General features: G+C 65.9%; 19 protein-coding genes and 1 pseudogene. 10 read left to right on the top strand and 10 right to left on the bottom strand.

The annotated features are described in order from the left end of the window. Positions 1-154: 154 nt before the first annotated feature. The 8 genes from SP5_RS11570 to SP5_RS11605 form a co-directional block, all read right to left on the bottom strand. Positions 155-526 (bottom strand): hypothetical protein, encoded by a 372-nt coding sequence (locus tag SP5_RS11570; RefSeq protein WP_042488712.1) that lies wholly within the window; start codon positions 524-526, stop codon positions 155-157. A 119-nt stretch (positions 527-645) separates the two neighbouring features. Continuing rightward, positions 646-1338: a phosphate regulon transcriptional regulator PhoB gene (gene phoB / locus SP5_RS11575; protein ID WP_042488715.1), complete on the bottom strand. Its 693-nt coding sequence runs from the start codon at positions 1336-1338 to the stop codon at positions 646-648. Positions 1339-1351: 13 nt separating this feature from the next. Beyond that, positions 1352-2038 carry a phosphate signaling complex protein PhoU gene (gene phoU / locus SP5_RS11580; protein WP_042488972.1) on the bottom strand — a complete coding sequence of 229 codons (687 nt, stop codon included), beginning with the start codon at positions 2036-2038 and terminating at the stop codon, positions 1352-1354. A gap of 8 nt (positions 2039-2046) precedes the next feature. Then, positions 2047-2811: a phosphate ABC transporter ATP-binding protein PstB gene (gene pstB, locus SP5_RS11585; protein ID WP_042488975.1), complete on the bottom strand. Its 765-nt coding sequence runs from the start codon at positions 2809-2811 to the stop codon at positions 2047-2049. After that, the gene (gene pstA, locus SP5_RS19655) at positions 2805-4070 is read right to left on the bottom strand and encodes a phosphate ABC transporter permease PstA (RefSeq protein WP_042488716.1); all 1266 of its coding nucleotides are present in this window, start codon (positions 4068-4070) and stop codon (positions 2805-2807) included. Before pstA ends, pstB begins: the two co-directional genes overlap by 7 nt. Continuing rightward, entirely contained in the window at positions 4063-5439 is a 1377-nt protein-coding gene (gene pstC, locus SP5_RS11595) for a phosphate ABC transporter permease subunit PstC (RefSeq protein ID WP_042488719.1), read from the bottom strand. The genes pstA and pstC overlap by 8 nt, the downstream gene beginning before the upstream one ends. Further along, positions 5436-6482 (bottom strand): substrate-binding domain-containing protein, encoded by a 1047-nt coding sequence (locus SP5_RS11600; RefSeq protein ID WP_042488721.1) that lies wholly within the window; start codon positions 6480-6482, stop codon positions 5436-5438. Before SP5_RS11600 ends, pstC begins: the two co-directional genes overlap by 4 nt. Positions 6483-6554: 72 nt before the next feature. Next, entirely contained in the window at positions 6555-7799 is a 1245-nt protein-coding gene (locus SP5_RS11605; RefSeq protein WP_052811515.1) for a sensor histidine kinase, read from the bottom strand. Between the two features lie 144 nt (positions 7800-7943). On the opposite strand from SP5_RS11605, the gene SP5_RS11610 reads away from it, so the two are divergent. Genes SP5_RS11610 through SP5_RS11625 form a run of 4 tightly spaced genes read left to right on the top strand, consistent with a single transcriptional unit; the run spans position 7944 to position 10549 of the window. Then, the gene (locus SP5_RS11610; RefSeq protein WP_042488724.1) at positions 7944-8411 is read left to right on the top strand and encodes a hypothetical protein; all 468 of its coding nucleotides are present in this window, start codon (positions 7944-7946) and stop codon (positions 8409-8411) included. Between the two features lie 4 nt (positions 8412-8415). Then, entirely contained in the window at positions 8416-8694 is a 279-nt protein-coding gene (locus SP5_RS11615; protein WP_042488727.1) for an HPr-rel-A system PqqD family peptide chaperone, read from the top strand. Further along, the gene (locus SP5_RS11620; RefSeq protein WP_042488730.1) at positions 8691-9536 is read left to right on the top strand and encodes an HprK-related kinase A; all 846 of its coding nucleotides are present in this window, start codon (positions 8691-8693) and stop codon (positions 9534-9536) included. Before SP5_RS11615 ends, SP5_RS11620 begins: the two co-directional genes overlap by 4 nt. An 11-nt stretch (positions 9537-9547) precedes the next feature. Then, complete coding sequence (locus tag SP5_RS11625) at positions 9548-10549, top strand: nucleotidyltransferase family protein (protein ID WP_052811516.1); 1002 nt, start codon at positions 9548-9550, stop codon at positions 10547-10549. Here SP5_RS11625 and SP5_RS11630 read toward each other — a convergent pair. Then, the gene (locus SP5_RS11630) at positions 10509-11201 is read right to left on the bottom strand and encodes an HAD-IA family hydrolase (protein ID WP_042488732.1); all 693 of its coding nucleotides are present in this window, start codon (positions 11199-11201) and stop codon (positions 10509-10511) included. The genes SP5_RS11625 and SP5_RS11630 overlap by 41 nt on opposite strands. Positions 11202-11263: 62 nt before the next feature. On the opposite strand from SP5_RS11630, the gene glmU reads away from it, so the two are divergent. The 4 genes from glmU to SP5_RS11650 all read left to right on the top strand — a co-directional run bounded on the left by glmU (position 11264) and on the right by SP5_RS11650 (position 18202). Continuing rightward, complete coding sequence (gene glmU, locus SP5_RS11635; protein ID WP_042488734.1) at positions 11264-12628, top strand: bifunctional UDP-N-acetylglucosamine diphosphorylase/glucosamine-1-phosphate N-acetyltransferase GlmU; 1365 nt, start codon at positions 11264-11266, stop codon at positions 12626-12628. A 7-nt stretch (positions 12629-12635) separates the two neighbouring features. Then, positions 12636-14459, top strand: a complete 1824-nt coding sequence (gene glmS / locus SP5_RS11640) for a glutamine--fructose-6-phosphate transaminase (isomerizing) (protein ID WP_042488739.1) — start codon at positions 12636-12638, stop codon at positions 14457-14459. Positions 14460-14537: 78 nt separating this feature from the next. Further along, on the top strand, positions 14538-16415 hold the full coding sequence (locus SP5_RS11645; RefSeq protein ID WP_042488985.1) for a putative bifunctional diguanylate cyclase/phosphodiesterase: 1878 nt from the start codon (positions 14538-14540) through the stop codon (positions 16413-16415). Positions 16416-16480: 65 nt separating this feature from the next. Further along, on the top strand, positions 16481-18202 hold the full coding sequence (locus SP5_RS11650) for a sensor histidine kinase (RefSeq protein ID WP_052811517.1): 1722 nt from the start codon (positions 16481-16483) through the stop codon (positions 18200-18202). A gap of 7 nt (positions 18203-18209) precedes the next feature. Here the strand turns inward: SP5_RS11650 and dinB are convergent, their stop codons facing one another. Continuing rightward, positions 18210-19304 (bottom strand): DNA polymerase IV, encoded by a 1095-nt coding sequence (gene dinB / locus SP5_RS11655; RefSeq protein WP_042488745.1) that lies wholly within the window; start codon positions 19302-19304, stop codon positions 18210-18212. A 144-nt stretch (positions 19305-19448) separates the two neighbouring features. Between dinB and SP5_RS11660 the strand changes: the two are divergent. Next, positions 19449-19667: pseudogene (locus tag SP5_RS11660) on the top strand (IS481 family transposase); the annotation flags it as partial. A gap of 132 nt (positions 19668-19799) precedes the next feature. Then, the gene (locus SP5_RS11665; protein ID WP_217995697.1) at positions 19800-22598 is read left to right on the top strand and encodes a TonB-dependent receptor; all 2799 of its coding nucleotides are present in this window, start codon (positions 19800-19802) and stop codon (positions 22596-22598) included. Positions 22599-22656 lie beyond the last annotated feature (58 nt).

The following is a 22656-nucleotide window of genomic DNA, read 5'->3' on the forward strand; positions in this document are numbered from 1 at the left end:
ACAAGCGTATGGCCCATGGCGAGACCCCACCCCAACCCCTCCCCTGAAGGGGAGGGGCTTGCGTTGGTTCGACGCAATGTCTCGCAGTCTAAAAGAAATGGCGTCAGTCCCCATTAGGAACCGACGCCTTTTTCACAGCCGGGTGATGCGCCTGTTACTTGCCGCCACGCTGACGGCACTGGTCATACTGACCCTTTTTGCAGATCGGATAGCTCTTGAGCGGCGCCGGGGCTGGATAGGCCTGGGACGGGCTTGGTGCCTGCTGGAACACGACCGGCGCGCCCGGGGCGGGCGGGGCGGCCATCGGCGGCTGGGCGGGCTGATAGCCACCGGCGGTCATCGTGCCGGCGGTCGCGGCGGCATTGGCCTGCATCGATCCCGACGTGTCGGTCTGGGTCTGCGTCGTGGTCGTATCGGTCGAGGCACCGGCCTGCATCCCCGCCTGGGCGGTGGTGTCGGTCTGGGTCTGCTGGGCGAGAGCGGGCGCCGCCATCAGAGCGGTGGCGGCCAGAAAAACGAGCTTCATGCGAATCTCCTGTTCAGAAGCGCAAGTGCGTTAGCGCGTGGGGCAGAACGTCCCATGCCGCACTTGGCTCCCTCGTTTCGCTTGCGACCCGATCCTGACAGGCTTTTCAGGATGTTGGCTCACCCCCCCGCGTCGAGCGAATAGCCCGCCGAGCGAACGGTCCGGATGATGTCGGGCCGGTCGCCGATATTGATCGCCTTGCGCAGGCGGCGGATATGCACGTCGACCGTCCGGCTCTCGATATCCGAGTCATGACCCCATACCGCGTCGAGCAGCCGCTCGCGCGAGAAGACCCAGCCCGGATGCTCCAGGAAATGCTTGAGCAGGCGGAATTCGGTCGGGCCGAGCGAGACGACTTCGCCGGCACGGCGGACCTTGTGGCCGACCGTATCCATCTCGATATCGGCATAGGTCAGCGCCTCGCCCGCCAGCGCCGGGCGGACACGGCGCAGCACCGCGCCGACACGCGCGACCAGTTCGCGCGGGGAGAAGGGCTTGGTGACATAATCGTCCGCGCCCGTCTCCAGCCCGCGCACCCGGTCCTCTTCCTCGCCGCGCGCGGTCAGCATGATGATCGGCACGTTCGCCGTCTCGGCCGAGCGGCGCAGGCGGCGGCAGACCTCGATGCCCGAAATCCCCTCGACCATCCAGTCGAGCAGGACGATGTCGGGCGTGCTCTCCCGCGCCAGCAGCAATGCCTCCTCGCCGTCGACCGTATGGGTGACGTCGAAATCCTCGCGCTTGAAATGGAAGACGAGCAGTTCCGCGAGCGCGGCGTCGTCCTCGACCAGCAACATCTTTACCCGTGCCATCGTGCCTGTTCCCTCAAGAAGGCCATGTGCCGCCGCGGTCCCGCTCACCCATCTGGGTGCCGGTGGCGGCGAAATAGACCATTTCCGCGACGTTCGTCGCATGGTCACCGATCCGTTCGAGATTCTTGGCGATGAACAGCAGGTGCGCGACCTGTCCGATCGTCTTGGGATTCTCGACCATATGGGTGACGAGCGTGCGGAAGATGGAATCGTAGAAATCGTCGAGCGCGTTATCGCTGTCGCGGACCCGGATTGCCGCCTCGGCATCGCGTGCGGCAAAGGCGTCGAGCACGTCATGCACCATCGCCGAGGCGATCTTGGCCATGGCGGGCAGGATCGAGACGGGCTCGATCCGGTCCTCGCTCTCGATCATCGGCACGCGCTTGGCGATGTTCTTGGCATAGTCGCCGATGCGCTCGACGACGCTGGCGATCTTCAGCGCCGCCACAACCTCGCGCAGGTCGTTGGCCATCGGCGCGCGCAGGGCGATGGTACGTACCGCCAGCCGCTCGACCTCCGCCTCGATCAGGTCGATCGCCTTGTCGTCCTCGCGAACCTTGCGCGCCAGTTCCAGGTCGGAGCGTTGCAGCGCCTTGATGGCGTTGGCGATCGCCTCCTCGGCCAATCCGCCCATCTGGCTGATCAGCCCGCGCAGGCGGCCGATATCGTTGTCGAAGGCTTTTACGGTGTGGTCCATGATCCTCGTCCTCAGCCGTAACGGCCGGTAATATAGTCCTTCGTCCGCTCTTCCTTCGGGTTGGTGAAGATGTCGGACGTCTTGCCGTACTCGACCAAGGTGCCGAGGTGGAAAAAGGCGGTACGCTGCGAGACGCGGGCGGCCTGCTGCATGTTGTGGGTGACGATCGCGATGGCGTAGCGGCCGCGCAGGTCGTGGATCAGCTCCTCGATCCGCGCGGTCGCGATCGGATCGAGCGCGCTGCACGGTTCGTCCATCAGGATGACCTCCGGGTCGACCGCGATGGCGCGCGCGATGCACAGCCGCTGCTGCTGGCCGCCCGACAGCGCGGTGCCGCTTTCCGACAGACGGTCCTTCACCTCGTTCCACAGGCCCGCACGGGTCAGCGAGCGCTCGACGATGGCGTCCATTTCGCTTCGCGACGTCGCCAGGCCATGGATGCGCGGGCCATAGGCGACATTCTCGTAGATCGACTTGGGGAAGGGATTGGGTTTCTGGAACACCATACCGACACGGGCGCGCAGCTGCACCACGTCCATCTCGGGCGCATAGATATCCTGCCCGTCCAGACGGACATCGCCGGTGACGCGCGCCGACGGGATGGTGTCGTTCATCCGGTTGAGCGTGCGCAGGAAGGTTGACTTGCCGCAGCCCGACGGGCCGATAAAGGCGATGACATGATCCATGTCGACATCGATCGAGATGTCGTGGATCGCCTGCTTGGCGCCGTAAGACACGCTGACGTTGCGCGCGGTTATCTTGGGGGTACTCACCAGCGTGTCTCGAACCGATTGCGGAGGTAGATGGCCAGCCCGTTCATCGCGAGCAGGAAGACGAGAAGGACGATGATCGCGGCCGAGGTCTTCTCGATGAAGCCGCGGTCGACCTGATCCGACCACAGGAAGATCTGGACCGGCAACACGGTCGCCGGATCGGTCAGCCCGCGCGGGGGCGCGGCGATGAAGGCGCGCATCCCGATCATCAACAGCGGCGCGGTCTCACCCAGCGCGCGGGCCATGCCGATGATCGTGCCGGTCAGGATGCCCGGCAGGGCGAGCGGCAGGACATGGTGGAAGATCACCTGCACCCGCGACGCACCGATGGCGAGCGCGGCATCGCGGATCGAGGGCGGCACCGCCTTGATCGCGTTGCGCCCCGCGATGACGATCACCGGCATGGTCATCAGCGCGAGCGTCAGGCCGCCGACCAGCGGGGCCGAGCGCGGCAGGCCGAAGGTGCCGAGGAACACCGCGAGCCCGAGAAGGCCGAAGATGATGGAGGGGACCGCCGCCAGATTGTTGATCGACACCTCGATCATGTCGGTCCAGCGGTTCTTCGGCGCGATCTCTTCGAGATAGAGGGCGGCCAGCACCCCGATGGGGAAGGCCAGCGCCAGCGTGACCAGCATGGTCAGCAGCGATCCCTTCGCCGCGCCCCAGATGCCGACCCGCGTCGGATCGGTGGCGTCGGCATCGCGCAGGAAGCCCATGTCCCAGCCGGTCGATAGAATGCCGCGCGCCTGCAACCGCGCGACGACGCGCTCGGCCTCGGGCGTGCCGATACCCTTGGCGGCGACGTCGTAGCGGCTGGCGACCGGTAGTTGGAAGTGGACGGTGCGACGGAGCAGGCCCGGGTCAGCCTTGATCGCGTCGCGCAAGACGAGCCAGGCGCCGGGCGACAGAAGGTCCGTTCCCATCGGGCCGAAGGCGGTCGTCGCGGCGGTATCGACGGCATTTTCCAGCCCGGCCCCGGCCAGCGCCAGATCGGCCCCGCGCCCCTTCAGCCGCGCGGGCTCGACCGGCAGTTCGGCGGCCGCGAGGTTGACCGGCATGGCCACGCGTGTCTCGGTAAAGCCGCGAAGTCCCTGCGCCAGCATGGTGATCAGCAGGAAGGCAAGGAATGCCGCCGACAGTGCGACCGCCGCCGCGCCCAGCCGTCGGAAGCGACGCTCGGCGGCATAGCGCCGACGCAGGCGACGGGCCATGGCGGGGCTGTTCCAGCCAGCGGCCGACGGCGGGGCGGGCGGCTTATTCATAGCTTTCCCGGTACCGCTTCACCACGTTGAGCGCGACGATGTTAAGCAACAGCGTGATGAGGAACAGGGTCAGGCCCAGCGCGAAGGCGGCCAGCGTCTTGGGGCTGTCGAACTCGGCCTCGCCGGTCAGCAGGTCGACGATCTGGCGCGTGACGGTGGTCGTGCTGGCAAAGGGATTGGCGGTCAGCGTGGCGACGCCGCTCGCCGCCATGACGACGATCATCGTCTCGCCGATCGCGCGGCTGACCGCCAACAGCACGCCGCCGACCACGCCGGGCAGGGCGGCGGGCAGCATGACGCGGGTGATCGTCTCGGACGGGGTGGCCCCCATCGCCAGGCTGCCGTCGCGCATCGAATTGGGTACGGCGGCTAGGCTGTCATCGGCCATGGACGAGACAAAGGGGATGATCATCACCCCCATCACCAGACCGGCGGCCAAAGCACTTTCGGATGACGCCCAGTCGATGCCGATCGAGACCGCGAACTGCCGGACGGCAGGGGCCACGGTCAGCGCGGCGAAATAACCATAGACGACGGTCGGAATGCCCGCGAGCACTTCCAGAACGGGCTTCATGATCCGGCGCGCGCGCGGGGCGGCATATTGGGTCAGATAGATGGCGCTCATCAGGCCGAACGGGATGGCGACCGCCATGGCGATGACCGCGCCGATGAAGAAGGTGCCCCAGAACAGCGGCACTGCGCCGAGCGATGCGCCGGGATGGCGCGGATCGATCGACTGGGGGCTCCAATGCGTGCCGAACAGGAAGTCGGTGACCGGCACGACCGAGAAGAACCGTCCCGCCTCATACAGCAGGGAGGCGACGATCCCGGCGGTGGTCAGGATCGCGATCAGCGACGCGCCCAGCAGCAGCCCGAGTACGACGCGCTCGATCCGGGTTCGTGCCGAAAATTCGGGGTGCACATGCAGATAGGCATAGGCCCCGCCCGCCAGCGCCAGCAACAGGACGATTGCTGTGGCGATCCAGTCGATCCGTGCCTGCGCGGCGTGATAGGCGGGCGAGAGCGTCCGTGACAGCGTATGGAAGGCACCTTGCGCCTGCCCGGCCGCCAGCGCCCGCGCCTCGGACAGGATCGCTGCCCGTTCGAAGCCGGGCGGGGGAAGCTGCGCGGCCGCCGGGGCATGGAGCACCATGTCGGTGACGAGCGCGGGGGAGGTGGCGGCCCAGATGGCGAGGAAGATCAGCGGGGGCGCGGCCGTCCATAGCGCGACATACCAGCCATAATGATGCGGCAGCGAACTGGCCCGCGTTCCCGACCGCCGCCGGAAACCGAGCGCATGCATCCGCGTCGAGGCCCAGGCGATGATGCCCAGCCCGACCGTCAGGACGAGAAGGACGACGCCGTTCATGACGGCAGGCTCGCGGGATCGAGCGTGATTTCGCGGGCAATGATCGCGCGCGACCGGGCCTGGATCGCTTCGGGCGAAGCGATCAGGCCGCGACGCACCAGCGGACCGTCCTTGCCCCAATTATCGGCATAAAGCCGCAGGAAGGCGCGCAGCCCCGGAATGGCATCGAGATGCGCCTTCTTTGCGTAGATATAGAGTGGGCGCGATCCCGGATAGCGGTCGGCGGCGATGGCGTCATAGGTCGGCTTCACGCCGTTGATCGTCACGCCGTCGACCGTCTGGCGATTTTCCTCGAGATAGGAATAGCCGAAGACGCCGAGCGCATCCGGATTGGCCTGAAGCTTCTGGACGATCAGATTGTCGTTCTCGCCCGCATCGATATAGGCGCCGTCTTCGCGGACGCGGGTGCAGAACAGGCGATGCGCTTCGGGATCGCGGGCCGCCAGCGCGGGCGCGCCCGGCTCGACCGCGTCGCATCCTTTGGCCAGGATCAGTTCTGCCAGCGCATCGCGCGTACCGCTGGTCGCGGGCGGGCCATAGACCTGGATGGGGATGGTGGGCAGCGCGGGATTGACGTCGGCCCAGGTGCGCGCGGCGTTGGGCTTGCCGCCGGGGTGCGCCGCGAGCGCGCGGTAGATGTCGACCGAGGTCAGCGCCATATGCGGTCCGCGCTTGGATTCGGCGAAGGCGATGCCGTCGATGCCGATCTGGATTTCCAGCAGCTCGGCCGCGCCATGTGCCGCACAGTCGCGATACTCGCTGGCCTTCATGCGGCGCGAGGCGTCTTCCAGATCGGGATGCCCCGCGCCGATCCCGGCGCAGAACAGCTTCATGCCCGCACCCGTGCCCGTCGATTCTATGACCGGCGCCTTGGCGTCGGGATCGGCCGCAACGAAGCGCTCGGCGATGATCGTGGTGAAGGGATAGACGGTCGACGAGCCCACGGCGGTAATCTGGTCCCGTACGCCCGCGCCGCCGCCATTGGCCTGATCGTGGCAGGCCGCCAGCGCGAACATCGCGGCGAGAAGGCAGGGCAGGCGCATCGAGATCCTTGGCAACACCGGAACGGGTGCGAACCGGCGCTGCCACGCTCGCCATACCTCCGTGTGACATTTTTATTGTACTTTTGTGACAGCGGTCTCGAAAGCGTTCTTTTCCGGTGGCTTCAATGCGGGCAGGCGGACCGTCACGGTCGTCCCGACGCCGACCTCGCTGACGATTTCCAGCTTTCCGCGATGCCGCTCGACGATGTGCTTCACGATGGCGAGGCCCAGGCCCGTGCCACCTATGCTGCGGCTGCGCCCCGAGTCGACGCGATAGAAACGCTCGGTCAGGCGCGGCAAATGGCTGGCGGCGATGCCTTCGCCCCGATCGGCGACGCTCAGGCGCAGCATCGGCCCGTCGCGATCCAGCCTGACCCGCACCGGTGTCTCGGCCTTTCCGTATTTCATCGCATTGCCGATCAGATTGTGCAGCATCTGCGACAATTGCGCCCGGTCACCCGCAACCGGCGGGAGGTCGTCGGCCAGTTCGCAGGCAATGTCGTCGGCCCTTGGCGAACCGGAGTCGAGGAACTCTTCCCACACCTGGTCGACCAGTTCGGCCATATCGACGGGCTGGGCGGGCAGGCGATATTTGTCCGCCTCGATCCGGCTGAGCGAGATCAGATCCTCGACCAGCCGCTGCATCCGCCGCGCCTCGTCGAACATCACCTTCAGGAAGCGCGCGCGAATTTCCGCATCCTCGCCTGCCTCGTCGCCCAGGGTTTCGATGAACCCCAGGATCGACGCCAGCGGCGTACGCAGCTCGTGGCTGGCATTGGCCACGAAGTCGACGCGCATCCGCTCGGCCGCGTCATGTGCGGTCTGGTCGATCAGGTGGACGATGCGCTGGCCGCTCGTGGTATCGGCGACGCGCATTTCCCAGCGCTGTTCGAGTGACCCGAGCCCGACAAGCGAGATTGGATGATCGGGATCGGTTGCGCCTTCCTTGGTCAGCAGCCGATCGGCGGCCGCCGGATGGCGGATGGCGATGCGGGCATCCTCGCCGACGATATGCGTGCCGAGCAGTCCGCGCGCCGAGCGATTGGCCAGGATCACACGTCCGCCCTCGATCAGCAGAACCGGCTCGATGATCGCATCCAACGCTTCTTCGAGCAAAGGGGAAAGCCCGTCATGACCCTCCTCGGCGGTGACATCGTCCCCGGCTTCGGTCGGCACGCCCTCACTGGCGACCAAGGCGGCCGCGATCCCGCCGACCAGCGCAATGATCGCGGGCGCGGGGCCTGCCGTCAGGAACACAACGGCGGCAGCCACCACGACCACGACGATGGCCCATAAAGTGCGAATGCCGAATCCCATGGCATGTCGATGTAGCGGCGCACGCGCGCGCTGTCTGCAACGCTGAGTGGCGGACCTGCCCGGACCCGTCTTCCAATTTTGGGAAGCGACTGCGGTCGCACAGGTTCTTGTGACAAGACGACGAATATGGGAGATCGCTTCGTCATGGACGATACGCCCTCCAAACCCGGCCCCGCATCCGACTCCGCGCCCGAAGCGCAGGCCGATGCGGCCGCCTCCAGCGTGACCAGCCGCCGGATGCTGATGCTGGGCGCGGTCGGGGCGAGCACGGTCATCGCCGTTCGCCCGGCGCTGGCCCAGACGACCGCCTCGGTGCTGAACTGTCAGATCCCGGTGCCCGGTCCGGGCGACGCGGGAAAATACATCGACCGGAACGGCAATGTCGTCAATCCCGGGCCACTGGGACCGTTGGGGGCGCTGTTCGGCGGGCCTTACCCGCCACCGTCGCGACCCTTTACCGGCGAGGAAGTGCGCAATGCGCTGTACAAGGGCATGTCGCTGCCCGGCACCACTTATTATTCCAATGACGCCTATCTCAAATATATCAGGAAGTTGAGCGGCGGCCAGAGTGGCTATACCTGTTTCCTGTCCGTCCAGAACCCCAGGACCTGATCCCGTGGCCGATCCGCGCTACCGCGCGGCGGCAGCGGCTTTGCTGATCGTCGAGCCGCTGGATATCTTCACGGCCGTTTTCCACCGTCCCTCCGGCGTCACCCATCTGCTGAACGAACCGGCGCCCCAGATATTGGAGGCCCTGGCCCGCGAACCTTTGGACAGGAATGCGCTGCTCGCCCGGCTGGCACGGAGTTACGATCTGGGTGACATAGACGGTACAGCGGTGATGGACGCCCGTCTGGGCGAATTGGAGGCGGCCGGATTGGTCGACCGGATGTGAGGCATCAGATCATCTTGCGGGTCGGGCCAGTCGGCTTCCGGGTGGGGTCCGACTGGCAGGCGCCGATCGCAGCGCTGGATGCGCTGTATCGCGACTATCCGCGATCCGGATTCGCCGACTACAACGTCCGGCTGGAGGCCGTATCGCCCTGGCGGCGCTGGGTGTGGCCATCCGTTCGGGTGGCTGGGGATTACTGGCTGGCTGACGCTTCGCCATTGCCGTTGACGCAAGGGCTGCTGGCAGCCGAGATGGGCATGAACCTGCAGGTGGCGCTCGGGCATCGTCGCCACCTGCTGCTCCATGCCGCCGTGGTCGCCCGTGGGGATCGGGCGATCCTCATGAGCGGCGTGTCGGGGGCGGGCAAGTCGACGTTGGCGTTGATGCTGTCGCAGCGGGGCTGGCGTTTCCTGGGCGACGAATTCGCGATGATCGATCCGGATACCGGGTTGGCATATCCCTTTCCCCGACCGGTCAGCCTGAAGAACGAGAGCCTTGCACTCATTCCCGAAGGCTATCGCGTCGGGCCTTTGCTCACGGGGACGCCTAAGGGCGATGTGCGCCATGTCGCGCCACCTGCGGCTGCCGTTGCGGCCATGGAAGAACCTGCACAGCCTGCGCTGCTGATCTTTCCGCGCTTCGGTTTTCCTTCTGCCCTGAGCGGCCTGGCACCGACCGAAACCTTCATGCGATTGACGCAAGCATCGACCAATTATGTCGCCATGGGGGAGACCGGGTTCCGGGCATTGACCCGGTTGCGGGCGCAGGTGCCGGCGGTGGCGCTCGATTATCCCGATGGCGAAGCGGGTGTCGCCGCCGTCGAAGCCCTTTGGGAGGCTCTGTGACGGCAGTCGATATGCTGGTCGCGCTGCTGCGTGATCCCGCGCAGGCGGCGATGGTCGATCTGGCGCATTGGACCGAGGTACTGGCCGTTGCGCGGGCGGAGACGCTGGCGGGAACCCTGGCGCATCGGCTGGACGGTATGCCGCTCCCCGATATGGTCGACGGGGCGCTGGCGGAGGCGCGCGTCGATGCCGCCGAAGCGCGACGGACGGCGCTGTGGGAGGCCAATCGCGTCGCACTGGCGCTGCGGCCGCTGGGGCACCCGGTCATCCTGCTGAAAGGCACCGCCTTCGCCGCCGCCGGGCTGGCAGCGGGGCAGGGGCGCGGCATCGGTGACTGCGACATCCTGCTGCCCAAGGCGCTGCTGGGCCATGCCGAAAAGCTGCTGATCGATGCCGGGTGGGAATGGATGAAGTCCGATCCCTATGACGATCTCTATTATCGCAAATGGATGCATGAGCTTCCCCCGCTGGTCCATGGCGAGCGGGGCCGGATGGTCGATGTGCATCACACCATCCTCCCGCCGACGGCGGGGCCGAAACCGGATGCGCAGGCACTGATCGCCGGTGCGGAGCCTTTGGACGGAGGTTTGGCGATATTGTGCCATACGGACATGATCGTCCACGCGGCGACGCATCTGTTTGCCGACGGCGAACTGGCCGGTGGGCTGCGCAACCTGTGGGATATCCATGCGCTGATCGAGGAGCGGGGCATGCAGGGGCTGGACGCGCGGGCGGCGCATCATGGCCTGTCGTCCGCCGTCGATCGCGCGTTGCGGTTGACCCATGCGCTTTATGGCACGTCCGTTCCGCCCAAGTGGCAAAGGCTGACCATGATCGATCGCCTTTACCGACGCCGCATGATTGCGCGCGACGGATGGGGGCGAGAGCGGCAAAAGGCGTTACGGATGGTCTTTTATATCCGCTCGCACCTTATTCGAATGCCGCTGCCGATGCTCATCCGGCATTTGTGGATCAAGTGGCGGAAGGGGAAAGCCGCGTCAGGGTCGGGATAAGCTCGCCATAGCTGTCGATGATGGCCCCTGCTCCCAACGCCTCGACCGGCTGGCTCAGGAACCCGAACGAGCAGGCGATCACCGGTAGCCCGGCCGCACGGGCGGCCTGAACGTCGAAGATCGAATCGCCGACAAATGCGGCAGTCCCGCCGCCGCACTGCTCGACCAGCGCCCGGATGGGCTTGGGTGACGGTTTTGCGACGCCCAGCGTATCGCCGCCGATGATCGACGCGAACCGATCGGTCAGACCCAGTTCGCCCAGGATGGATCGTGCAAAGCGTTCCAGCTTGTTGGTCATGATGCCGAGCGTCACGCCGCGCGCAGCCAGTTCGTCCAGCGCCTCGATCGCGCCGGGAAAGGGCACGGTATGCACCGCCAGATGGGCCTCGTAATGGTCGAGCAACAGGCGGTGCAGCCGATCCAGCGTCTCGGCATCATACCCGCCGGTCGCGTCCAGCCCGTGTTGCAACATCGCGCGGGCACCACCCCCGATCATCGGCTTGACTGCCTCGACGGTCAGCGGCGCACGTCCGATCGAGCCCAGTGCATGGTTGACGGCGGCGGTCAGGTCGCCGCTGGTATCCAAGAGCGTACCGTCCAGGTCGAAGCCGACAATGGAGAAGGGAAAACCATGCGATGAATTGGCGTCCATATTCGGTCCCGGTGCAGTCTCCAACTGGCCTTGACCGAAAATCCATGGCAGGCGCAACCGTCATGACGAGACCGATCGCCGCCATCATCCTCGCCGCGGGCAAGGGCACCCGCATGAAGTCGGACCTGCACAAGGTCCTCCACCCCATTGCCGGGCGGCCGATGCTGCTGCACCTGATCGACAGTGTGAAGGCCCTGTCGCCCGAACGCATGGTCGTGGTGACGGGCGCCGGGCGCGAACAGGTCGAGGCGGCGGTCGCCCCGCTGGGCGTCGCCACCGCGCTTCAGGCCGAGCAGCTGGGCACCGGCCATGCGGTCGCCCAGGCGCGCGAGGCGCTGGCCGATTTCGATGGCGACGTGCTGATCCTCTACGGCGACGTTCCTCTGGTCGAGGCGCGGACCATGCGCGCGATGATCGATCGGTTGGGCGAGGCCGACGCCCCTGCCGCTGTGGTGCTGGGTTTCCGTCCGGCCGATCCCGCCGCCTATGGCCGGGTGATCGCCGACCGGGGCGGGCGGATTGCTCGGATGGTGGAGTTCAAGGACGCCGATCCTGAAGAGCGCGCCGTAACCCTCTGCAATTCCGGTTTGATGGCGGTGCGGTCGAAGGATCTGTTCGGCCTGCTCGATCGGGTCGGGAACGACAATGCGGCGGGCGAATATTACCTGCCGGATATCGTGACGCTGGCGGCCGCCGATGGTCGCCATTCCGCCGTCATCGAGACCGGCGCGGGTGAGGTCGCAGGTGTGAACAGCCGCGGCGAACTGGCGGTGGTCGAGGGGGACTGGCAGGTTCGTCGCCGCGCCCGCGCCATGGCCGAGGGCGCGACCCTGATCGCGCCCGATACGGTCTGGTTCTCGCACGATACGCGGCTGGGCCGCGACGTGGTGGTCGAGCCGCATGTCGTGTTCGGCCCAGGGGTGCATGTGGCCGACGGCGTGACCATCCACGCCTTCAGCCATCTGGAGGGCGCGACGGTCGCCACCGGCGCGGATATCGGTCCCTATGCCCGGCTGCGCCCCGGTGCGGATGTGCGCGAGGGCGCACGGGTCGGCAATTTCGTCGAGATGAAGAAGGCCGTGCTTGGCCCCGGTGCCAAGGCCAATCACCTGACCTATCTCGGCGATGCCGAGGTGGGCGCGGGTGCGAATATCGGCGCGGGCACCATCACCTGCAATTACGACGGCTTCCTGAAGTATCGGACGGTGATCGGCGAGGGCGCTTTTATCGGCTCCAACTCGGCACTGGTTGCTCCCGTCACGATCGGCGCGGGCGCGATCGTCGGCGCGGGTTCGGTGGTGACGAGCGACGTGGAGGCCGATGCCCTCGCGCTCGTCCGTGCCGGGCGGCAGACCAAGGCGGGTTGGGCCAAGCGTTTCAGAGACATGATGACGGCCAAGAAGGCCGCGAAAAAGACTGGGGAGTAAGTAGCTTATGTGCGGTATCGTAGGAATCCTGGGCGGAGATGACGTTGCCGAGCGCCTGCTCGACGCGCTGCGTCGCCTGGAATATCGGGGCTATGACTCCGCGGGCATCGCGACGATCGACCATGGCGAGATCGAGCGCCGCCGCGCCTCGGGTAAGTTGGTCAATCTGGCCAGGGAACTGGCCGCGCATCCGCTGCCCGGCTCCATCGGTATCGCGCATACGCGCTGGGCAACCCATGGCGGTCCGACGACCAACAACGCGCACCCCCACGCCACCGATCATGTCGCGGTCGTCCACAACGGCATCATCGAGAATTTCAAGGCGTTGCGTGACGAACTGATCGGCCGGGGCCGGGTCTTTACCAGCGAAACCGATACCGAGGTGGTCGCCCATCTGGTCAGCGAGAAGGTCGAACAGGGACTCGATCCCGTCGCCGCCGTCCGAGAGGTGCTGCCGCGCCTGCACGGCGCCTTCGCGCTCGCTATCCTCTTCCGCGACCAGCCCGACATGCTGATCGGTGCGCGGCTCGGCTCGCCGCTGGTCGTCGGCTACGGCGATGACGAGACCTATCTCGGCTCCGACGCGCTGGCGCTGGCGCCGCTGACCCAGCGCATCGCCTATCTGGACGAAGGCGACTGGGTCGTCTGCACCCGCGAGGGCGCGCAGGTCTATGACCGTGACAACAACCCCGTCGACAGGCCCGTTACCCTGTCGGGCGTCACCGGCGCCCTGATCGACAAGGGCAATCACCGCCACTTCATGCAGAAGGAAATCTACGAGCAGCCGATCGTCGTCGCCCAGACGCTGCGCTCGTATCTGCAGCGGCTGGAGGGCAAGGTCGCACTGCCCATTCCCGACTTCGACCTGTCGGGTATCAAGCGCGTCACCATCGTCGCCTGCGGGACCAGCTTCTATGCCGGCATGGTCGCCAAATACTGGTTCGAGCAGTTTGCACGCGTGCCCGTCGACCTCGATGTCGCGTCCGAATTCCGCTACCGCGCGCCCGTCATGGAGCCGGGCGGATTGATGATCGTCATCAGCCAGTCCGGGGAAACCGCCGACACGCTTGCCGCGCTTCGCCATGCCAAGAATGAGGGGCAGACGATCGCAGCGGTGGTCAACGTGCCGACCAGCTCGATGGCGCGCGAGGCCGATCTGCTGCTGCCGACCCATGCCGGGCCGGAGATCGGCGTCGCCTCGACCAAGGCCTTTACCTGCCAGCTCAGCGTGCTGGCCGCGCTCGCTGCCAATCTGGCCAAGGCCAAGGGGCGGCTGTCGGCTGACGAGGAAAGGCAGATCGTCCGTCACCTGGCCGAGGCGCCTGCCGCGATCAACGGTGCGCTGGCCTATGACGAGGCGATCGAGAGCATGGCGGGTGCCGTCGCCGGCGCGCGCGACGTGCTTTATCTGGGCCGTGGCACCGACTATCCGCTGGCACTGGAAGGCGCGTTGAAGCTGAAGGAAATCAGCTATATCCACGCCGAAGGTTATGCGGCGGGCGAGATGAAACATGGTCCGATCGCGCTGATCGACGAGCATGTTCCCGTCATCGTCATCGCGCCGTCCGGCCCGTTGTTCGAAAAGACCGTCTCGAACATGCAGGAGGTTCAGGCGCGCGGTGGCAAGGTCATCCTGATCTCCGACTATGACGGGATCGAAGCGGCGGGGGACGGCTGCATCGCCACCATCACCATGCCCAAGGTCCACCCGCTGATCGCGCCGATCGTCTATGCGGTGCCGGTGCAACTGCTCGCCTATCATGTCGCAGTCGCAAAGGGCACCGATGTCGACCAGCCCCGCAATCTGGCAAAGAGCGTTACGGTCGAATAACTGACCATTTACGTCACTTTAAGCCTCTCTGGTTACCATCTGTCATTGTGTGAAGCAATGAAGACGGATGATAGCCGGATGCGTATTCTGATCGTCGATGACGAACCGGCGGTTCACGAGAGCTATGAGCTTTGCTTCTCGGAACGGAACGGAACGCTGGACGCGATGGCGGCCGAGCTGTTCGGTGAGGCAGCCGGAGAGGGCGACGACAATCTCGTCCTCGACCGGCATCATTGCCATCAAGGCCTGGAGGCGGTGGCCGCGGTCGAGCGAGCCAAGGCGGACGGTTCGCCGTTCGCGGTGGCGTTCATCGACATACGGATGCCGCCGGGCATCGACGGTCGCGAAACAGCACGACGTATCCGGGCGCTCGATCCCGAAATCCATATCGTCATCGTCACCGGATATTCCGATTTCTCTCCCGCCGAGATCGGCAAGGTGGCGGGGCCAGCCGACAAGATCTTCTACATCGCCAAGCCGTTCGAGGTGATCGAAGTCCAGCAGATGGCGCACGCGCTCTGTCGTCGCTGGGATAATGACCGCGAACTGGCGGCCGCCCGCGCGTTATTGGCTGCCCAGGTTGCGGCGCTGGAGGAAAAGACTGCCGAGCTGGAAGCGAATGAAAGCCGGGCGATGCACATCGCCATGCACGACGCCCTGACGGATGCGCCCAACCGCGTCGCGTTCCTGCGCGGCCTGACCGAGCGCGGGCGTCAGGGCGGTCCGTTCGTTACCGCCATGCTCGATCTCGACCGGTTCAAGCTGGTCAACGACACGCTTGGTCATCTTGCCGGGGACGAATTGATCCGCGAGGTTTGCGCGACGATCCAGGCCAACATGCCCGAGGGCGCGATGCTCGCCCGGCTGGGCGGCGACGAATTCGGAATCTTCTTCGATGCCGCGGACATTGATCTGGCCGTCGCCGCCTGTGACCGGATCGTGACCGCCTGCGCCTCGACTTTCAGCGTCTTCGGTCATGCGGTGCGTTGCGGCGCGTCGTGCGGCCTGGTGATGCGCCAGCCCGGCGGGGAACGCGACCCGACCGATCTCGTTCGCCAGGCCGACATGGCGCTGAACGAGGCCAAGCGTTCGGGGCGCGGCACCGTTCGGGTATTCGATGCCAGCATGGACGAAGGCATTCGCGTCCGCCGCGAGATCGAGGCAGGCTTGAGCCACGCCATCGCACGCGACGAACTCAGCCTGGCCTATCAGCCGATCGTCGGTCGGGGCAGCCTGGACATTGTCGGGTTCGAGGCATTGGTCCGCTGGAGCACGCCCGAACGCGGTGCGATCAGCCCGGCGATCTTCATCCCGCTGGCCGAGGAAAGCACCCTGATCCATGACCTGGGTGACTGGATCCTCGATCATGCACTGGCTGAGCTTCAGCATTGGCCGGGGCAATATGTCTCGGTGAATTTCAGCCCGATCCAGTTCCGCCGCTCGCATTTCGTCGGGCACGTGGTGGAGAGCGTACGCCGAGCGGGTGTCGAGCCCCAGCGGGTTCAGATCGAGATCACCGAGACGGCCATCTTCGACGATGCCGAACACGCCGCACAGACCCTTTGCGAACTGCGCGCGCTGGGCTTTCGTATCGCGCTCGACGACTTCGGCACGGGCTATTCCAGCCTCTACAATATCCGGAAATTCGCACTGGACTGCCTGAAGATCGACCGCAGCTTCATCGATGGCATGGGGCGCGAGCGCGAGTCCGCGGCGATCGTGCATTCGATCATCCATCTCGGTCGGGCATTGGGGCTGGGCGTGATCGCCGAGGGTGTCGAGACGGAGTCCCAGGCGCAAGCGCTGCGTGTTGCAGGTGCCAGCCATCTCCAGGGTTTTCTCTTCTCCAAGCCGGTTCCGGCGACAGAGGCGCGCAAACTGGCCGAAATGAAATTCATGACGCTGCAGGGCGAGGTCGAAGCAACGGCGCCGATGATGGCAGGCGCACGGCGCTGACGAAGCGAACCATGATGCGCTGGTGGCATGAACGGCGACGGCGGCCCCGATCGCTTCGTGAGACCATGGTGTCGCTTCTGACCCTGACCGGGATCGGCGGGGCGTTGGCGTTGGCCGTCCTGCTGACGCTGGTCATCTCGCCGGGCTTTGCCGAGCTGGAAGAGCGGGCGACGGATGGTTATCGCGGCCGGGCGCAGACGCTGTTGTCCGACTTCGCGGCGATAAACGAGGTCGCCGCGCGCGAACAGGCCAGTGCCGTTGCCTCGCACGGTATCGGGCCGACGGTGCCACCCCATGGCATCCTGTACCGGCGCGTGGCTGGCGAGGACGGCAACGTTCGGGGTCCTTCGACGAAAGAGGCGCGTCAGGCCGCTGCGGCACTGGATCGCCTGGAGCTTGAGGATCTGGTTAAACCAGGCGGCTCGACGCGTTTCTATCTCTCCGTCGACGGAAACATCCTGGCGGTGGGCGTGGCGGAAAGCCCGCAAGGCGATATCCAGGTCGCCGTGGCGCGGCGTCTGACCGGGCAGAATATATCCCGCCTGCTCGGGCGGCCAGTGACCCTTTCCAGCGGCGCGGTAGCCGGCAACGCGACCACCAGCCGCAGTACGCAGTTCATCGACATCGCCGTGCCCGTCTATGGACCCGAAGGGCGGCCGGTCGCCTCGGCCCGGTTCCAGGTTTCCCGCGAGGTCGTGCTGCTTGGGCGCCGCGTTCTCCTCCTGGCGGCGGCGGCATCGATCCTCTTGCTCGTGTTGCTTCTGCTGATGCTGCGCCGGGCGCTGGGGCGGTTCGTCCTCGTCCCGCTCGATCGGGTCGAGCGGCATATGCAGCGGGTCCAGGCATCGGGCGCGCTGCTGCCGTTCGAGGACGAGCAGAGCCCATGCGAAGAGTTCGGATCGCTCGGGCGCAACTTCAATGCGATGCTCAGCCAGTTGAAGGATTTGCGCGAACGCAATGAAATCCAGAGCTTCGCGCTTGGCCGTTCGGAAAGCGCCGTTGCGGTCCTGCACAATGTCCGCAACGCGCTGGCGCCTCTGGCAACGATCCTCAGTCACGGCGTCGGACAACAGGACAGCGCCCGTCGCGATCTGGTTGACCGGGCGCTTGCCGAACTGGCGCAGGGAGAGGCGGAGCCGGAAAGGCGCGCCAAGCTCGTCGCCTTCCTGTCGACCGCTTTCGACGCGGAGGCGCTGGCTCGCACCGAGGTCCGGCGGCAATTGGAAGTCGGGCGCGACGCGATGCGCCAGACGCTGGAGATCATCGGCGCGCAGCAGGCCCGGGCGCATGAGCGGCCCGCCCGCGAACGTTGCGACATCAGCGACATCGTGGCGCGCAACGCGACGATCGCACGCTACGCCCATGCCGTATCGATCAGCTTCACCTTTCCGGCGCACTCGGCCTATGTGGTGGCCAACCGCGTGATCCTGAGCCAGGTGATCGGCAACCTCTTTTCCAACGCGGTCGAAGCGATCGTTGCGACGGGGCGCGATCATGGTTCGATCACCGTCGACATTCCGCCGCCCAGCGAAGGACGGCTATCCGTCCGGATCATCGATGACGGCGAGGGGTTCGAGCCCGCCCAGGCGACGCGCCTGTTCCAGACCGGCTATTCGACCCGGACGGAGAAGTCCGGCGGGCTCGGACTGCATTGGTGCGCCAATTCCATGGCGGGGATGGGCGGAGCACTCGAACTGCGCAGCGCGGGCCGGGGCACCGGCGCGGTGGCGATCCTGACGCTCGACGCGGATGGGGAAGGGGAGCGTCAGGTCGAATTGGCGGCCTGATCGCGGGTCATAGCGGCAGTTCCGCCTGCGCCGGGCCGGACTGTACGCCGTCATCGTCGCGGGAAAGACCGGACAATGTCAGCCCCAGCAGACGGACGCCGAGCGCCACCGGCAGTTGCTGGTCCAACAGATCGAGCCCGACAGCCAGGAACTCGGCCCGGTCCTGGATCGGGTGATGCGCCGAGCGGGCTCGTGTGATGGTCCGGAAGTCGCTGTGGCGCAATTTCAATGTCACCGTGCGACCCGCAACGCCGCTCCGTTCGATCCGGGTCCAGGCGGCGTCGACCACGCGCTCCAGCGCGGCCCGCAGTCCGTCGCGATCAGACAAGTCGGACTCGAAGGTACGTTCGGCACCGACCGATTTGGCGATGCGATGGGCGCGAACCGGCCGGTGATCGATCCCGCGCGCGGCACCATAGAGGTAATCGGCGTGGCTGCCGAAATGGCGCTGCAGGAAATCCAGGGGTCGGTCGCGCAGATCCCGTCCGGTCAGGATACCCAGCGCCTCCATCTTGCCCGCCGTGACCGGGCCGACTCCGTGGAACCGCTTCACCGGCAACCCCGCGACAAAGGTCGCGCCGTGGGTCGGCGGGATGATGCATATGCCGTTGGGCTTGTTCTGGTCCGAAGCAAGCTTGGCGATGAACTTGTTGTAGCTGACCCCGGCCGAGGCGGTCAGCCCCGTCTCCGCGCGGATGGCTTCGCGAATGGCATTGGCGATGGCGGTGGCCGAGCCAAGTGCAGCCCGGTCTTCGGTGACGTCGAGATAGGCTTCGTCGAGCGACAGCGGCTCGATCAGTTCGGTATAGCGGGCGAAGATGGCGCGGATCTGTTGGGAAACCTCGCGATACACGTCGAACCGGGGCGGCACGAAGATCAGGTCCGGACACTTCCGCAAGGCCGTCACCGAAGGCATGGCCGACCGCACGCCGAACGTCCGCGCCTCATAGCTCGCCGCCGCCACGACACCCCTTGCGCGCGATCCACATACCGCGACCGGACGTCCGAGCAGGGCGGGATCGTCGCGCTGCTCGACCGAGGCGTAGAAGGCGTCCATGTCGACATGGATGATCTTGCGGTTGGCTGGCGCTTGCTCCTGCATGATAGGCTATCGATTACAACATCTTGGATTGTCGGGCCGTTGGCTCGCGTGGAGCGAGGCTCCCCTTTGGATTGCAGCATTGTGATTGCCCGACGATTGCTCCGAAGCTAGATGATGTGCAAGAACAAACCGCGAATTCGTATTCACATCGATATCGCCGAGGTCCAGACAGCGGAGGGCAGGCTCCAGCTATTCGTGACGATCGACCGGACCGGGAAGTTCGCCTTCGTCGAGCTGCATCAGGAAGTTGGCAAGATGATCGCAGCCCAGTTCCTGCGCAACCTGGTCTCAGCCATGCTCCACACCATTCATACCGTGCTGACGGACAATGGCATCCCGTTCACCAATCACGCCCATCACAAAAATAGATTGTGATACCACCGTCACCCAATCGTCATCGCCGTAACATCGCTTCGTAACAAACCCCGGCCACGGGAGCGGGAACGACCGGCGCCGGGGGGGTGTCGGCACGACCAAGCGCCCAGGGGAAGCAACATGCACGCCATTCGTTCCGGCATCCGCGGTCTCGCGGGGGCCTCTCTCATCGCATTGGGCTTTGCCGCAAGCCCTGCGCTCGCCGCCATGAGCGATGCGAGCGCGACGGCGGGCGCGCCCGCTGCGGGGCCGATCCTGTCGGGGCGCATCTATGACGCGAACGGCGTCGCGCTGCCCGGCGCACAGGTGGTGGTCGAGGGAACGGGGGCGCAAGCCACCACCAATCTCCAGGGCGAGTTCAGCATCGTCACGCCCGAAGCGGCTGGCGACATTACGCTGCTGGTTGATTATCTCGGTCGCCCGCCCGTCACCCGCATCGTGCCCGCGGCCGAGCGGGGTCGCCCGGTCTCGCTGACGCTGCCCGCCGCCAGCGGCGAGCCGGGCGATATCGTCGTCACCGGCGCCTCGCTGCTCGACAACACCGCGCGCGCACTCAACCAGCAGCGGACCGCCGACAACACCGTCACCATCATCTCGTCGGATGCGATCGGTCGCTTTCCCGATCCCAACATCGCCGAGGCGCTCCAGCGTGCCCCCGGCGTCGGCATCGAGCGCGACCAGGGCGAGGGACGCTATATCAACGTGCGCGGTGCGCCGAGCGAATGGTCGGCGGTGTCGGTCGACGGCATCCAGATCCCCTCGGTCGACCCGACGACGCGCGCGGTCGACCTGGATACGCTGCCGTCGGACATCGTCGCGAACCTGGAAGTCACCAAGTCGCTGCTGCCCTATCAGGATGCGGACTCGATCGCGGGCGCCGTCAACATCACCACCCGCTCGCCCTTCGACCGCAAGGGCTTTGCGCTGACCGGCATGGCGGGGGCCAGCTACAACCAGTACGGCAAAGGCCATGACTATCGCGGATCCGCTGCGGTCAGCGACACGTTCGGCCCGGACCGCCAGTTCGGCCTGCTCTTCTCGGGCAGCTATTCGATGACCCATCGCCGCCCCGACAATGTCGAGAACACCTGGAGCCAGACGCCCGCCGGGCTTCGGGTCACCGAGACGCTGTTCAAGGATTACGACACCAAGCGCCAGCGGATCGCAGGGACGGGCGCGTTCGAGTGGCGCCCGTCCGACCGGACCCATGCCTGGGTGCGCGGCACCTATGCCCGGTTCGAGGATGACGAATTCCGCGACCGGATCGGCATATTGTGGAGCGACGGCACGCTGCTGGCCGGATCGACCGACCGCACCGCGACGTACCGCAACACCCGTATCGAAAAGCAGGTCCGCCACCGCAAGCAGGTAAACGAGATCTGGTCGGCGACCGCTGGCATCGAGCAGCGGTTGGGCGAGGGCACGATCCGCGCGGACGTGGCCTATAGCGAAAGCTCGCAAACCTATCCGCGCCGGGACGAGCTGTTGTTCCGCTCCACGCTGCGGCCAACTTTGTCCTATGATTTCAGCGATGCCGACCTGCCCAGCTATTCGCTGTTCACGACCAAGGAGCATCTCCAGCTCGGCACCTATGGGTTCCGCGAGAACGCCTATCGGTCGAACACGACCAAGAATGACGAACTGACGCTGGCGGTGCGTTCGGACATGCCGCTGGGCGATTTCGTCACCGTTTCGGGCGGCGGCAAATATCGCGAGCGGCATATCAATGCCGATGAAGAGCGCTTCCGCGACCGCCGCGCCTCGGCCGCACCCTCGCAGAGCCTGGCGGGGCTGTTGTCCGACCAGGACTCGCGCAACTTCGGTTACGATCTGGGCAAGCGTTTCGACACCGGGCTGGCCGACGCCTATTTCGACGCGACCAAGGCCGCCTCGGAACGCCGCCTGCCGCAGTCGCTGACCGCCGACTACACCGCCGAGGAGAAGATTCTTGGCCTGTTCGGCATGGCGAAGTACGTCAAGGACGGCACGACCCTGATCGCGGGGTTGCGCGTCGAAACCACCGATTTCGAGAGTCAGGCGCCCAGCGTCTCGCGCACCGGCGCGGTGACGACGGCGCGCGGGCATAACGGCTATGCCGACTTCTTCCCCAACCTGACGCTGCGCCAAGCCTTCACGCCCAACCTGATCCTGCGCGGAGCGCTCAGTCGCGCGATCAACCGCCCCAATTTCCCGCAGATCGCGCCGCGCGTGCTGGAGACGTCCGAGGGCAATACGGTGCGTGTCGAGTTCGGCAATCCAGACCTGAAGCCGACCCTGTCGAACAATGTTGATGCGGGCCTGGAATATTACATCCGGCCGCTGGGCGTGATCTCGGTCAACGGCTTCTACAAGGACCTGTCCGACTATCGCTACACGCTGAACACGGTCGGCGTGTATAACGGCGTGGGCGGTGCGATCCTTAGCCGTCCGATCAATGCGCGCAAGGGCGAGCTGTACGGTGTCGAGCTGAACTGGCAGCAGCATCTGAACTTCCTGCCGGGCGTGCTGAGCGGCCTGGGCGTGTTCGCCAACTATACCTATACGCAAGGCCACGCGACGTTCGACGGGGCCTATGGCGGGCGCAGCCGCTTCGCGCTGCCGGGCCAGTCGACGCATATGTGGAACGCCAGCGTCTTCTACGAGCGCGGGCCGGTCAATGTCCGGGTCGCCTATACCAAGCGTTCGGACTATCTGGACGAGATCAACGCCGACAACCCCGCGCTCGACCTGTATTGGGAGGGTCGCGGCCAGCTCGACGTGACGGGCAGCGTGCAGCTGGCGCACGGCATCAACCTGTTCGCCGAGGGCAAGAACCTGACCAACACGCCGGGTGTGCGCTATTTCGGCGAACGGTTCCGGACCTATGAATATGAAAAATTCGGCTACACCCTGTTCGGGGGTGTGCGGGTCAAGCTGTAAGGATGGGGTAGGGGGGGGCTGGACGGGGCGCTTGCCGTCCGACCCCCGCCACGGCATT

Origin of the sequence: Sphingomonas parapaucimobilis NBRC 15100, assembly GCF_000787715.1 — a bacterium.
In the GTDB taxonomy this organism is placed as follows: domain Bacteria; phylum Pseudomonadota; class Alphaproteobacteria; order Sphingomonadales; family Sphingomonadaceae; genus Sphingomonas; species Sphingomonas parapaucimobilis.

Coding starts and splice junctions, on each gene's coding strand:
- SP5_RS11625 (WP_052811516.1), top strand. CDS start 9,548: ATGCTGGTCGCGCTGCTGCGTGATCCCGCGCAGGCGGCGATGGTCGAT.
- dinB (WP_042488745.1), bottom strand. CDS start 19,304: ATGCAGGAGCAAGCGCCAGCCAACCGCAAGATCATCCATGTCGACATG.
- pstC (WP_042488719.1), bottom strand. CDS start 5,439: ATGAACGGCGTCGTCCTTCTCGTCCTGACGGTCGGGCTGGGCATCATC.
- SP5_RS11630 (WP_042488732.1), bottom strand. CDS start 11,201: ATGGACGCCAATTCATCGCATGGTTTTCCCTTCTCCATTGTCGGCTTC.
- SP5_RS11650 (WP_052811517.1), top strand. CDS start 16,481: ATGGTGTCGCTTCTGACCCTGACCGGGATCGGCGGGGCGTTGGCGTTG.
- glmS (WP_042488739.1), top strand. CDS start 12,636: ATGTGCGGTATCGTAGGAATCCTGGGCGGAGATGACGTTGCCGAGCGC.
- glmU (WP_042488734.1), top strand. CDS start 11,264: ATGACGAGACCGATCGCCGCCATCATCCTCGCCGCGGGCAAGGGCACC.
- phoB (WP_042488715.1), bottom strand. CDS start 1,338: ATGGCACGGGTAAAGATGTTGCTGGTCGAGGACGACGCCGCGCTCGCG.
- SP5_RS11645 (WP_042488985.1), top strand. CDS start 14,538: ATGCGTATTCTGATCGTCGATGACGAACCGGCGGTTCACGAGAGCTAT.
- SP5_RS11605 (WP_052811515.1), bottom strand. CDS start 7,799: ATGGGATTCGGCATTCGCACTTTATGGGCCATCGTCGTGGTCGTGGTG.
- SP5_RS11570 (WP_042488712.1), bottom strand. CDS start 526: ATGAAGCTCGTTTTTCTGGCCGCCACCGCTCTGATGGCGGCGCCCGCT.
- SP5_RS11665 (WP_217995697.1), top strand. CDS start 19,800: ATGCACGCCATTCGTTCCGGCATCCGCGGTCTCGCGGGGGCCTCTCTC.
- SP5_RS11610 (WP_042488724.1), top strand. CDS start 7,944: ATGGACGATACGCCCTCCAAACCCGGCCCCGCATCCGACTCCGCGCCC.
- SP5_RS11600 (WP_042488721.1), bottom strand. CDS start 6,482: ATGCGCCTGCCCTGCCTTCTCGCCGCGATGTTCGCGCTGGCGGCCTGC.
- pstA (WP_042488716.1), bottom strand. CDS start 4,070: ATGAATAAGCCGCCCGCCCCGCCGTCGGCCGCTGGCTGGAACAGCCCC.